General features: G+C 71.6%; 11 protein-coding genes. 9 read left to right on the top strand and 2 right to left on the bottom strand.

Annotated elements, in window-relative coordinates; translation table 11 throughout:
• The first annotated feature begins 57 nt into the window (after positions 1 to 57).
• The 5 genes from ACZ5WE_RS33975 to ACZ5WE_RS33995 all read left to right on the top strand — a co-directional run bounded on the left by ACZ5WE_RS33975 (position 58) and on the right by ACZ5WE_RS33995 (position 3172).
• Positions 58 to 1608: an aromatic amino acid ammonia-lyase gene (locus ACZ5WE_RS33975; protein WP_467689340.1), complete on the top strand. Its 1551-nt coding sequence runs from the start codon at positions 58 to 60 to the stop codon at positions 1606 to 1608.
• Complete coding sequence (locus ACZ5WE_RS33980; RefSeq protein WP_467689338.1) at positions 1605 to 2438, top strand: MurR/RpiR family transcriptional regulator; 834 nt, start codon at positions 1605 to 1607, stop codon at positions 2436 to 2438. Before ACZ5WE_RS33975 ends, ACZ5WE_RS33980 begins: the two co-directional genes overlap by 4 nt.
• A gap of 67 nt (positions 2439 to 2505) precedes the next feature.
• The gene (locus tag ACZ5WE_RS33985; protein ID WP_467689337.1) at positions 2506 to 2760 is read left to right on the top strand and encodes a hypothetical protein; all 255 of its coding nucleotides are present in this window, start codon (positions 2506 to 2508) and stop codon (positions 2758 to 2760) included.
• Positions 2757 to 2960: a hypothetical protein gene (locus tag ACZ5WE_RS33990; protein ID WP_467689335.1), complete on the top strand. Its 204-nt coding sequence runs from the start codon at positions 2757 to 2759 to the stop codon at positions 2958 to 2960. The genes ACZ5WE_RS33985 and ACZ5WE_RS33990 overlap by 4 nt, the downstream gene beginning before the upstream one ends.
• Positions 2961 to 2974: 14 nt before the next feature.
• Positions 2975 to 3172, top strand: a complete 198-nt coding sequence (locus tag ACZ5WE_RS33995; RefSeq protein ID WP_467689334.1) for a PIN domain-containing protein — start codon at positions 2975 to 2977, stop codon at positions 3170 to 3172.
• Between the two features lie 34 nt (positions 3173 to 3206).
• On the opposite strand, the gene ACZ5WE_RS34000 is transcribed toward ACZ5WE_RS33995, so the two are convergent.
• Both ACZ5WE_RS34000 and ACZ5WE_RS34005 read right to left on the bottom strand, forming a co-directional pair.
• Complete coding sequence (locus tag ACZ5WE_RS34000; RefSeq protein WP_467689332.1) at positions 3207 to 4577, bottom strand: APC family permease; 1371 nt, start codon at positions 4575 to 4577, stop codon at positions 3207 to 3209.
• A 159-nt stretch (positions 4578 to 4736) separates the two neighbouring features.
• The gene (locus ACZ5WE_RS34005; RefSeq protein WP_467689331.1) at positions 4737 to 6188 is read right to left on the bottom strand and encodes a type III PLP-dependent enzyme domain-containing protein; all 1452 of its coding nucleotides are present in this window, start codon (positions 6186 to 6188) and stop codon (positions 4737 to 4739) included.
• Between the two features lie 150 nt (positions 6189 to 6338).
• Here ACZ5WE_RS34005 and hutU point away from each other — a divergent pair, with 150 nt between their 5' ends.
• The 4 genes from hutU to hutI all read left to right on the top strand — a co-directional run bounded on the left by hutU (position 6339) and on the right by hutI (position 11999).
• Entirely contained in the window at positions 6339 to 8003 is a 1665-nt protein-coding gene (gene hutU, locus ACZ5WE_RS34010) for a urocanate hydratase (RefSeq protein ID WP_467689330.1), read from the top strand.
• A 17-nt stretch (positions 8004 to 8020) separates the two neighbouring features.
• Entirely contained in the window at positions 8021 to 9223 is a 1203-nt protein-coding gene (locus ACZ5WE_RS34015; protein WP_467689802.1) for an allantoate amidohydrolase, read from the top strand.
• On the top strand, positions 9220 to 10572 hold the full coding sequence (locus ACZ5WE_RS34020) for a formimidoylglutamate deiminase (RefSeq protein WP_467689328.1): 1353 nt from the start codon (positions 9220 to 9222) through the stop codon (positions 10570 to 10572). The genes ACZ5WE_RS34015 and ACZ5WE_RS34020 overlap by 4 nt, the downstream gene beginning before the upstream one ends.
• Before the next feature lie 254 nt (positions 10573 to 10826).
• On the top strand, positions 10827 to 11999 hold the full coding sequence (gene hutI, locus ACZ5WE_RS34025) for an imidazolonepropionase (RefSeq protein WP_467689327.1): 1173 nt from the start codon (positions 10827 to 10829) through the stop codon (positions 11997 to 11999).
• Positions 12000 to 12134: the final 135 nt, after the last annotated feature.

A 12134-nucleotide genomic window follows, 5' to 3' on the forward strand; every position in this document is an offset into this window, starting at 1 on the left:
GGTAACGAGTGGTCGCAGGGCAAGACGGAGCGTCCGGTTGAGGAGGATTTACGAGTGATGTCGTCTCGTATCGCGGACAGGGCACCTGCCAGGGCGACCGACGACAGCGGCTCGGTCGTCGTCCTGGACGGCCGCGGACTGATGGTCGCAGATGTCGTACGCATGGCCGAATCCACCGCAAAGCCCGTTCCTGGCACGGACGGGATGAAGCGTGTGGAGAGCTCGTGGAACGCCGCGCGGGAGATCGCGTCCTGGGGTCGCGTCTACGGCCGCTCCACCGGTGTGGGCGCCAACCGGAATGAGTCCGTGCCCACCGAGGCGGCCTCCGACCACGGTCTGCGCCTGCTGCGCAGCCATGCCGGAGCGATCGGCGATGAGCTGCCCGCGCGGCAGGTGCGCGCGATGCTCGCGGTCCGCGCCAACCAGCTGCTCGCGGGTGGCGCGGGGCTGCGCCCGACCGTCGTCACGGCGCTCTGCGAGGCGCTGGAGACGGGCGCCTACCCCAAGGTCAACGAATTCGGCTCGGTCGGCACGGGCGACATCGCCGCGCTCGCGCAGATGGGCCTCGCGCTCGCGGGCGAGCACCCCTGGCAGGGGGCGGGCGCCGCCCCCGCGCCGCAGCCCCTCGACAACAACGACGCCCTCGCCCTGATCAGCAGCAACGCCCTCACTCTCGGCCAGTCCGCGCTCGCCCTGCACGAACTGCGCGGCCTGATCGCGGCCACGCAGGTGGTGGCGGCGCTGACCCTGATGGCGGTCGACGGCTCGTACGAGGCGTACGCGCTGCCCGTGCACGAGGCGCGGCGCCACGCGGGTTCGTACATGGTCGCCGAACGCATGCGGCTCATCCTCGGCGCCCCCGACCGCCCCACGCCGCCGCTCGGCCGGATCCAGGACCCGTACGGCCTGCGCTGCGTGCCGCAGATCCACGGGCCCGCGCACGACGCGGCGGACGCGCTGGAGGACGTCCTGACGGTCGAGATCAACGCGGCGGCGGAGAACCCGCTGATCTCGGCGGACGACATGGCGGCGTACCACCACGGCGGCTTCTACCTGGCCCAACTCGCCCTGTCCCTGGACCACTTCAGGCTTGCTGTGAGTCAGGCGGCACGCCTGTCGACCTCCCGCCTCTCCACGCTGAACGAACCGGGCTTCACCCGCCTGCGCCCCTTCCTCGCGGACGGCGAACCGGCGTCATCGGGCGTGATGATCCTGGAGTACGCGGCCGGGGCGGCCCTCGGTGACCTGCGGGCCTTCTCGGCGCCCGCCTCCCTCGGCCACGCGGTGCTCTCCCGCGGCGTGGAGGAGCAGGCCAGCTTCGCCTCGCTCGCGGCGCGGCAGACGCTGCGGGCGTGCGAGGCGTACCGACTGGTGGTCGGGTGCGAACTGGTCGCTGCGGTAAGGGCGTTGAGGCAGCGGGACATGCGGCTCGACCCCGACCTGCCGGTGGGCCGGGCCTTCGAGCTCGCGGACTCCGTCCTCGACGCGGAGCTGGCCGACCGGCCGCTGACGGATGATGTGACGGCGGCGGCCGGGCTGCTCGACCGGTTCACGGAGCTGTGGTCAAACCTGGGTGAGAGTCAGGGTGTTGTGAGGGGAACGGTATGAGTGACAGTCCTGCGGCGCGGCTGCAAGTGCTCTTCGAGGGCCACCGATTGACGCCCACGCAGCGGCGCATCGCGCACTGCATGGTGCGGCGGGCGGGGGACGTCCCCTTCCTCTCCAGCGTCGAACTTGCGGAGCTCGCCGGGGTGAGCCAGCCATCGGTGACCCGTTTCGCGGTGGCGCTCGGCTTCGACGGATATCCGGCGCTGCGCAGGCACCTGCGGGAGCTGGCGCCCGCGGAGGCGGCGGGCGAGGCCTCCCTCAACGAGTACCAGCAGGCGGTCGAGGCGGAGATCGAGAACCTCCGGCACCTGGCGGAGGTGCTCGCCGATCCGGCGCCGGTGGAGCGCGCCGGGCGGCTGTTGGCCTCCTCGCGCCCGCTCCCCGTCCTCGGCCTGCGGGCCGCCGCGTCGCAGGCGTACGGCTTCTCGTACTTCGCGGCGAAGGTCCACCCCGACGTACGCCTCCTCGACGAGGGCGGCACGATGCTGGCCGACCGGATCGACGCGGCGGTACGGGCGGGAGCCTCGGCCCTCCTGTGCTTCGCGCTGCCCCGCCACCCTCGCGAGGTGGTCGACGCGCTCGCCTACGCGCAAGGGGCGGGCCTCTCGGTGGTGACGGTCGCGGACTCGGCGTTCGCCCCCGTGGCAGCACATTCGGATCTGCTGCTCCCGGCGGCGGTCGGCACGGGCCTGGCCTTCGACACGGCCTGCGCCCCGATGCTGCTCGGCCGCGTCCTCCTGGAGGCCATGTGCGACGGCCTTCCGGACGCGCAGGCCAGGCTTGAGGAGTTCGACGCGGGGGCGGCGGCGCGGGGGTTGTTCGTGGAGTGAGTAGCTCCAAGGGGTGAACGCCCCGTGGCCGCAGCGCAGGGGTGACCCCTCGGCGTACGCTCGGAGAATGACCGCAGCGGAGGACTACGAGCACATCAAGCAGCTGATCGACCGGCTGCCACCGGAGAAGTTGCGGCACCTCCGGGCCGTCGTGGACACCGACCCGGAGATCGCACCGTTCGCGGAGGCCGCGGACGCTCTGCCTCCGGCGATGGAGCGACCGGGCTTCGCGGCGTTCGCGGGGATGGGGCGGTCGGGGCACACGGACACGGCGCGCAGGCATCGTGAGCTGACCGCGGAGTGGAGCGACGAGACCCGGTGAAGTGCCATCTCCTGGACACGGGTGTCCTCTACGCGATCGCCGACGAGGACGACGATGATCACGCGCAGTGCGTGGCGCACGTCAGTTCCCTGCGCGGACGTCTGCTGGCGCCGGCGCCAGTGGTCGTCGAGACCGCCCAGCTCATCGAGCGCAGGCTCGGCCCCGACACGAGGGCGTGTTCCTCGACCTGTTCGCGGTAGGAACCCTGGAGGCAGTGGAACTTGCCGCCGAGGACTATGTGCGCATCGCCGAACTGGTCCGCAAATACGCCGACTTCCCTCTCGGCGCCGTAGACGCCTCCGTCGTCGCCGTGGCCGAGCGCCTGCGCATCGCCGAAGTGGCGACGCTCGACCGCCGCCACTTCTCCGCCGTCCGACCGCAGCACGTGCAGGGCTTCACGGTCCTGCCCTGAGCGGCGTGAGCTCGCCTATCGCGTCAGCGTCTGATCAGTCCTCGCCCCGCGTCTTCATGACCACCCTGTTGACCGCCCAGAGGCCGATCCCGATGGCGACCAGCACCCCGGCCCGGATGTAGACCTCCGCCGGACGGTCCGCCAGTGGGCTCGCCAGGATCACGGCGGTGATCGCGCCGAGCACGGGCAGCACCGTCGGCGCACGGAAGTGGTTGTGGTCCACGGGGTCGCGGCGCAGGACGAGCACCGCGACGTTGACCACCGCGAACACGCAGAGCAGCAGGAACGCCGTCGTGTCGCCGAGCCCCTCGATCTCGCCCGTCGACACCAGGCCGATGGCCAGGAGCGAGACGAAGACGATGCCCACCCACGGCGTCTTGCGGCGGGACAGGACCCGGCCCATCGCACGCGGCAGGATGCGTTCGTTGGCCATGCCGTAACAGAGCCGCGAGGCCATCATGATGTTGATCAGCGCCGAGTTGGTGACCGCGAACAGGGCGATCAGGGCGAAGAGTTTGTGCGGGAAGTCGATGCCGCCCGCCTTCACGACTTCGAGCAGCGGGCCGCTGGAGCCCTCGAGCACCTTGTAGTCGACGAGCAGCGACGACACCAGCGCCACCAGGACGTAGATCGTGCCCGTCACCGCGACCCCGATGAAGATCGCCCGCGGGAACGTGCGCGTCGGATCCTTCGTCTCCTCGGCCATGTTCACCGAGTCCTCGAAGCCGACGAACGCGAAGAAGCCGAGCGCGGTCGCGCCGAGGATGCCCGTCATCAGGGCGTAGCCCGTGCCTCCGCCGCCCGCCTCGAAGTCCGTCAGGCGGGACGGCTCACCGTCCCCGCTCAGGACCGCGTACGCGCCGATCGCGAGGATGATGACCAGGCCCGTCAGCTCGACGAGTGTGAGGACCACGTTCGTCTTCACCGACTCGGCGACGCCCCGCAGGTTCAGCGCCGCGAGCGCGAGGATGAAGAGGATCGCGATCAGCGTCGGCGGGAGCGCGTCGCTCGTCAGCTCGCTCAGGTAGTCGCCGCTGAAGGCGCGCGCCGCCGCGCTCGCCGACGAGAGCCCCGATGCCATCACCATGAACGCGACGATGAAGGTGAGGAAGGGGACCTTGAAGGCCTTTTGCGTGTAGAGGGCGGCGCCCGCCGCCTTCGGATACTTGCCGACCAGCTCGACGTACGACGCCGCCGTCAGGATCGCCACGACGAAGCCGATCGCGAACGGCAGCCACAGCGCGCCGCCGACCTTCCCCGCGACCTTGCCGGTGGTGGCGTAGATGCCGGTGCCGAGGATGTCGCCGATCACGAAGAGGATCAGGAGCTTGGGGCCGATGGCGCGGTGCAGCGCAGGTTCTTCGGCGGGTGGTGGCGTGCTGTTGGCGGTGTCGGATGTCGTCACAGGATCTTCTCCCCCGAGAGAGCTTGCCCGGAGGGAGGGTCTGCCCCGGCAGGGGCGTTGCATGCGGGAGTTGAGCAACCTCAGAGGAACGTCAGCGGTACGCCAGCGGTACGTCAGTGGTACGTCACAGGTGCCTCAGAGGTTGCCTCAGAAGTTGCTTCAGAGGTCCCGCAGCGCGTCCCGCCGCCCGCCCCCCGACTCGGCGACGATCTCCTCCAGCGTCTGCGGCTCGCGCACGGTGGCGAAGGCGACGGGCTCGCCCGCCACATCCTCCGTGCCCGCCGCGAAGCCGTAGATCCCCGGCCTGGCAAGGCTGTTGTACGAGTAGTGGTGCGCGAAGTAGTACGCGCCCGTGTCGAGCACCGCCGCGTAGTCGCCCTGTTCGAGGAGCGGCAGCGGGCGGTTCTCGGCGAGCAGGTCGCCCGCGAAGCAGGCCGGGCCCGCGATGTCCTGGCCGACGGGCGCACCGCTCTTGGGGCGCCCCTTCGCGTCGTACGCGGCGATCCGCAGCGGCCAGGACGCGGGCGCGTACACCGTGCGCGCCGCCACCTGGACGCCCGCGTGCGTCACCGCGACGCGCCGGGTGCCCGCCGACTTGGCGTACTCGACGCGGGCCAGGATCGTGCCGTGCTTGGCGAGCAGCGAGCGGCCGAACTCGGTGACCAGGCCGTAGCGCCCGTCGAGCAGTCCCGGCACGCGGGACTTCAGGCGGCGCGCGTACTGCGCGTGGGTCGGACTCTCCTCGTCCGAACCGAAGTTGACGGGCAGGCCGCCGCCGATGTCGATGGTGTCGATCTGCTGCCTGCCGGCCCGTTCGTTGATCTCCTCGGCCAGTTCGTACGTCGCCGCGACGCCCCGCACCATCATTTCGAGCGGCATGCCCTGCGACCCGGAGTGGGCGTGCAGGCGGGTCAGCCACGGGCGGTCGAGGTAGGCCTGGACGACCCACTCGCGGGCGCCCTCGTCGAGCAGCGCGACGCCGAACTTGGAGGTCGCCGTCGCGGTGGACAGGGCGCCGATGGAGCCGCCGCCGATCTGCGGGTTCACGCGCAGACCGATGGGGGAGCGGGTGGGCGCCGATCGCGTCATCGCGTCGATGCGGGAGAGTTCCTGCGGGTTGTCGGCGTTCACTGCGATGCCGAGGGCGAGGGCCTCGCGCAGCTCGGCGAGGGTCTTCGCGGGCGAGTCCAGGACGGTGTGCGTGGGCGCCACGCCGGCGGCCCGCGCGAGGGCCAGCTCGCCGGGGCTCGCCACCTCGGCGCCGATGCCCGCGTCGCGCAGCAGCCGCAGGACCGGGACCAGGGGCGATGCCTTCACCGCGAAGGCGTGCAGGACGGGTGTGCCGGGCGGTGTCACCGCTTCGAAGGCGGCGCGCAGGGTGGCGGCGGCGTTGCGGATGCCGGTGACGTCCAGGAGACCGACGATGGGGGCCGCGGGGTCGACGAGCCCCTGCTCGACGGCGGCACGGACGGCGTGGTCGCGCCGCGCGGCCCGGACCGCGGGTGCCTCCGCGGATGCCTCCTGGCCCGCCTCGGACAGCTCTACGGTCCCTTCGGGCAGCTCTACGGTCTCCGCGGACGGCTCCACGGTCTCCGCGTCCTGATCACTCATGCGTTCAAGCCAATCATCCGCGACGCGGCACCGCTGCCCCGTCCACGTATTGACTAGCTCTATTCAACATCGCAGGATGTGAATAACAAGGTCACAGCAGCGCACCACGAGCAGACCGCAAGCAGAGCTTTTCGCGAGGAGGCAATCGCCATGTCAGGACCCCGCCCCGTACGGGCACCGCGCGGCAGTGAACTGAGCGCCCTGGGATGGCAGCAGGAAGCCGCCCTCCGCATGCTGCAGAACAACCTCGACCCCGAGGTCGCCGAGCACCCCGACAAGCTCGTCGTCTACGGCGGCACCGGCAAGGCCGCCCGCGACTGGCGCTCCTTCGACGCCATGGTGCGCACGCTGAAGACCCTCAAGCAGGACGAGACGATGCTCGTCCAGTCCGGCCGCCCGGTCGGCGTCATGCAGACCCACGAGTGGGCCCCGCGCGTCCTGATCGCCAACTCGAACCTCGTGGGCGACTGGGCGAACTGGGAGGAGTTCCGGCGCCTGGAGCAGCTCGGCCTCACCATGTACGGCCAGATGACCGCGGGCTCCTGGATCTACATCGGCACCCAGGGCATCCTCCAGGGCACGTACGAGACGTTCGCGGCGGTGGCGGCCAAGAAGTTCAACGGCACCCTCGCCGGGACCATCACCCTCACCGCCGGGCTCGGCGGCATGGGCGGCGCCCAGCCGCTCGCCGTCACGATGAACGACGGCGTCGCGATCTGTATCGACGTAGACCCGCGCGCCATCGAGCGCCGCATCGAGCACCGCTACCTGGACGTGAAGGCGGACAGCCTGGAGCACGCCCTCCAGCTGGCGACGGAGGCCCGCGACCAGCGAAAGCCCCTCTCCATCGGCCTGCTCGGCAACGCGGCGGAGCTGCTCCCGCGGATGCTGGCCGAGGGTGCCCCGATCGACATCGTCACGGACCAGACCTCGGCCCACGACCCGCTCGCGTACCTCCCGACCGGCGTCGACTTCGACGACATGGCGTCGTACGCGGCGAAGGACCCGGCGGGCTTCACCACCCGCGCCCGTGAGTCGATGGCCAAGCACGTCGAGGCGATGGTCGGCTTCATGGACGCGGGCGCCGAGGTCTTCGACTACGGAAACTCCATCCGAGGCGAAGCCCAACTCGCCGGTTACGACCGTGCGTTCGCGTTCCCCGGTTTCGTCCCCGCCTACATCCGCCCGCTCTTCTGCGAGGGCAAGGGCCCGTTCCGCTGGGCCGCGCTCTCCGGCGAGGCCTCGGACATCCACAAGACCGACAAGGCGCTCCTCGACCTCTTCCCCGAGAACGAGTCCCTGCACCGGTGGATCAAGATGGCCGGGGAGCGCGTCCACTTCCAGGGCCTTCCGGCGCGCATCTGCTGGCTCGGCCAGGGCGAGCGGGACAAGGCGGGCGACATGTTCAACGACATGGTCGGCAACGGCACCCTCGCCGCCCCGCTGGCGATCGGCCGCGACCACCTCGACTGCGGCTCGGTGGCCTCCCCGTACCGCGAGACGGAAGCCATGCTGGACGGCTCGGACGCGATCGCCGACTGGCCGCTCCTCAACGCCATGGTGAACGTCGCGTCCGGCGCCTCCTGGGTCTCCATCCACCACGGCGGCGGCGTCGGCATGGGCCGCTCCATCCACGCGGGCCAGGTGTCGGTGGCCGACGGCACGAAGCTGGCCGGCGAGAAGATCCGCCGTGTCCTGACCAACGACCCCGGGATGGGCGTCATCCGGCACGTCGACGCGGGCTACGACATCGCGGAGTCCGTGGCGGACGAGAAGGGCGTACGGATCCCGATGCGCGAGGGTGACACGGCGTGAGCGACACGTTCCACGCCATGTGGCGTTCGCTGCGGCCCATCGGCCGCAGCGGCGCCTCCGGCGGCTACCGCCGCTTCGCCTGGACCGGCGTCGACGCGGAGTGCCGCCTCTGGTTCCAGGCGCAGGCGGAGGCGCGCGGCCTCGACCACGAGGTCGACCGAAACGGCAACCAATGGGCCTGGCTCGGCGACCCCGCCCGGGGCGACGCGATCGTCACCGGCTCCCATCTGGACTCCGTCCCGGACGGCGGCGCGTTCGACGGCCCGCTCGGGGTCGTCTCCGCCTTCGCGGCGCTGGACGAACTCCGCGCCAGGGGTGCGCGGTTCACCAAGCCCCTCGCCATCACCAACTTCGGCGACGAAGAAGGCGCCCGCTTCGGCCTGGCCTGTGTGGGCTCACGCCTGACGGCGGGCAAGCTCACCGTCGAGGCGGCCCGGCGGCTGACGGACGCCGACGGAGTCACTCTGCCGCAGGCGATGGAGCGGGCCGGCTACGACCCGGAGGCGATCGGCCACGACCCCGAACGTCTCGCTCGCATCGGCGCGTTCGTCGAACTCCACGTGGAGCAGGGCCGCGCCCTCGACCTCTCCGGCGACGCCGTGGGCATCGCGTCGGCGATCTGGCCGCACGGCCGCTGGCGCTTCGACTTCAGGGGCGAGGCCAACCACGCGGGCACCACACGCCTGGTGGACCGGCGCGACCCGATGCTCACGTACGCGGAGACGGTGCTCGCGGCCTGCAGGGAAGCCGAACTCGCGGGCGCGGTCGCCACGTTCGGCAAGATCTCGGTAGAGCCGAACGGCGTCAACGCGATCCCGTCCCTGGTCCGCGGCTGGCTGGACTCCCGCGCGGCCGACCAGTCCACCCTCGACACGGTCGTGACGGGAATCGAGAAGGCGGCCCGTGAGTACGCGGACCGGCACGGCATCGACCTCGATGTCGTACGCGAGTCCTTCACGCCGGTGGTCGAGTTCGAGCACGCCCTGCGGGACGAACTGGGCACGATCCTCGGCGGTGCCATGGGCAGGAGCATTCCCGTCCTGGGCACGGGCGCGGGACACGACGCGGGTATTTTGTCCGAGTCGATCCCCACCGCCATGCTGTTCGTACGGAATCCCACAGGCGTCTCGCACTCCCCGGCCGAGTTCGCCGCCGAGGACGACTGCGTGGCCGGGGTGACCGCACTGGCCGACGTACTGGAAGGGCTGGCGTGCCGATGACGACTCGGACGTACTGGCTGGAGCATGCCTGGCTCGACCCCACGGTGGAGCCCGGCGTGGCGGTGGAGGTGACGGGCGAGCGCATCACGGCCGTCCGCAGGGGCGTCGAGACGCCCCCGCCCGGCGCGACGGTCCTGCGCGGCCTGACCCTCCCGGGCCTGGCGAACGCCCACAGCCACGCCTTCCACCGGGCCCTGCGCGGCACGGTCCAGGTCGGCTCCGGCACGTTCTGGACGTGGCGGGAGGTCATGTACTCGGTGGCGGACCGCCTGACGCCCGAGACGTACCACGCGCTGGCCCGCGCGGTGTACGCGGAGATGGCGCTCGCGGGCATCACCGCGGTGGGCGAGTTCCACTACCTGCACCACGCGCCGGGGGGTGTCGCTTACACCGACCCCAACGCGATGGGCGAGGCGCTGATCGAGGCTGCGTCGGACGCGGGCATCCGCATCACACTCCTCGACACGGCGTACGTGGCCTCCGGCCTCCTGACGGAGACGAGTGGCAAGCCCCCCAACCGCCACCAGCTGCGCTTCTCCGACGGAACGACGGAGGCGTGGGCGGAACGCGCCTCGGCCCTCAAGGACCGCGAGCACGCGCGCATCGGCGCGGCGATCCACTCCGTACGGGCGGTACCGGCACGGCAGTTGGGCGTGGTGGCGCAGTGGGCTTCGTCCCGCAACTCGCCCCTCCACGTGCACCTCTCCGAGCAGAAGGCGGAGAACGAGGCGTGCCAGGCGGTGCACGGCCGCACTCCGACCCGGCTCCTGTCGGACCACGGAGTCCTGGGCCCCCGCACGACGGGCGTGCACAACACCCACCTCACGGACGCCGACATCGCGCTCCTGGGCCGGTCCTCCTCCGGCACGTGTATGTGCCCCACGACGGAGCGCGACCTCGCGGACGGCATCGGCCCGGCGGTCCGCCTCCAGCAGGCGGGCAGCCCGCTCTCCCTGGGCAGCGACAGCCACGCGGTCATCGACATCCTCGAAGAGGCGCGGGCCATGGAGCTCAACGAACGCCTGCGCTCGCACACGCGGGGCCACTGGACGGCGGCGGCGCTGCTGCGGGCGGCTTCGGTGGACGGACACGCGGCGCTGGGGTGGGGCGATGCGGGAGTGATCGAGCCCGGGGCCTTCGCCGACTTCGCGACGATCGCCCTGGACTCGGTCCGCACGGCGGGCCCACTGCCACGCCTGGCGGCGGAGACGGCGGTCTTCGCAGCCACGTCTGCGGACGTGCGGCACACGGTGGTGGGGGGCCGGCATGTCGTAAGGGACGGGGCCCATGCCTTGGTGCCCGACGTGCCGGGGGCGCTGGCTGAGGCGGTGGCGGCGCTGCGAGATTGATCCGGCGGCCCTGCACCGCCGCCGGCGGAACCTCCCCCGCTTGCCCGCCCGGCAGCTTCGCCCCGAACGAGCCTTTCCCGCCCACCCGCCCGATTGCCCCGCGGCTGGATTTTCAGCCCGTCCGGCGTTTGAGGACGAACTCGGCGGAGCCGGTGATGACGGCCACCAAGGCTCTCGCGCCAGAGCGAGTTTTCGGGAAGGGGCGGGATCGGGGAAAGAGAAGTTGCCCGAACCCCAGCCACAACGGAGCCCCCATGCCCACCACCCTCATCACCAACATCGCCAGCCTCGTCACGAACGACCCCTCCCAAGGGGACGGAAGCCCCCTCGGCCTCCTGACAGACGCAGCCGTCGTCCTGGACGGCGAGGCCATCGCCTGGGTGGGCCCGGCCGCCAAGGCCCCCGCGGCGGACGCGACCCACGACGCGCAGGGCCGCGCGGCCACCCCCGGCTTCGTCGACTCCCACTCCCACCTCGTCTTCGCGGGCGACCGCACCCAGGAGTTCAACGCCCGCATGTCGGGCCGCGCCTACTCCGCCGGCGGCATCCGCACCACGGTCGCGGCGACCCGCGCCGCAACCGACGCCGAGCTGGAGGCGAACCTCACCCATTACCTCCGCGAGGCCCTCCACCAGGGCACCACCACCTTCGAGACGAAGTCGGGCTACGGCCTCAACACGGAGGACGAGGCCCGGGCCCTGAAGATCGCGGCCCGCCACACGGACGAAGTCACGTACATGGGCGCCCACATCGTCTCCCCGGACTACGCGGATGACCCGGCGGCGTACGTAGACCTGGTCACGGGTCCCATGCTGGAGGCCTGCGCCCCGCACGCCCGCTGGATCGACGTCTTCTGCGAGAAGGGCGCCTTCGACGGCGACCAGGCCCGCGCGATCCTCACGGCGGGCAAGGCGAAGGGCCTGCACCCCCGCATCCACGCGAACCAACTCTCGTACGGCCCCGGCGTTCAGCTCGCCGTGGAGCTGGACGCGGCATCGGCGGACCACTGCACGCACCTCACGGACGCGGACGTGGACGCACTGGCTCAGGGCAACACGGTGGCCACGCTCCTGCCCGGCGCCGAGTTCTCCACCCGAGCCGAGTGGCCGAACGCCCGCCGCATCCTGGACGCGGGCGCGACGGTCGCCCTCTCCACGGACTGCAACCCGGGCAGCTCCTTCACGTCCTCCGTGCCTTTCTGCATCGCCCTGGCGGTACGGGACATGGGCATGACCCCGGACGAGGCCATCTGGTCCGCGACGGCGGGCGGCGCGGCGGCCCTGCGCCGCACGGACATCGGCGTCATCCGCGAGGGAGCCCGCGCGGACCTCGCCCTCCTCGACGCCCCGAGCCACGTCCACCTGGCCTACCGTCCGGGAGTTCCGCTGGTGGCGGAGGTGTGGCGCCGGGGCGCGAGGGTGGCGTGACGGCGGGTGCAGGAAGGTCCCGCGGGATGGGCGATATGCCCGTGGTGAAGCGGGACGTTTCTGCGGTGCTGCTGCTAGGCGCCCAGTTCGCCGTGCGCCACCCACTCCCGCCCCCGCAGCCCGTCGGCCTTCGCG

It is taken from the genome of Streptomyces sp. NPDC033180 (genome assembly GCF_055577645.1).

Coding starts and splice junctions, on each gene's coding strand:
- ACZ5WE_RS33975 (WP_467689340.1), top strand. CDS start 58: ATGTCGTCTCGTATCGCGGACAGGGCACCTGCCAGGGCGACCGACGAC.
- ACZ5WE_RS33980 (WP_467689338.1), top strand. CDS start 1,605: ATGAGTGACAGTCCTGCGGCGCGGCTGCAAGTGCTCTTCGAGGGCCAC.
- ACZ5WE_RS33985 (WP_467689337.1), top strand. CDS start 2,506: ATGACCGCAGCGGAGGACTACGAGCACATCAAGCAGCTGATCGACCGG.
- ACZ5WE_RS34005 (WP_467689331.1), bottom strand. CDS start 6,188: ATGAGTGATCAGGACGCGGAGACCGTGGAGCCGTCCGCGGAGACCGTA.
- hutU (WP_467689330.1), top strand. CDS start 6,339: ATGTCAGGACCCCGCCCCGTACGGGCACCGCGCGGCAGTGAACTGAGC.
- ACZ5WE_RS34015 (WP_467689802.1), top strand. CDS start 8,021: ATGTGGCGTTCGCTGCGGCCCATCGGCCGCAGCGGCGCCTCCGGCGGC.
- ACZ5WE_RS34020 (WP_467689328.1), top strand. CDS start 9,220: ATGACGACTCGGACGTACTGGCTGGAGCATGCCTGGCTCGACCCCACG.
- hutI (WP_467689327.1), top strand. CDS start 10,827: ATGCCCACCACCCTCATCACCAACATCGCCAGCCTCGTCACGAACGAC.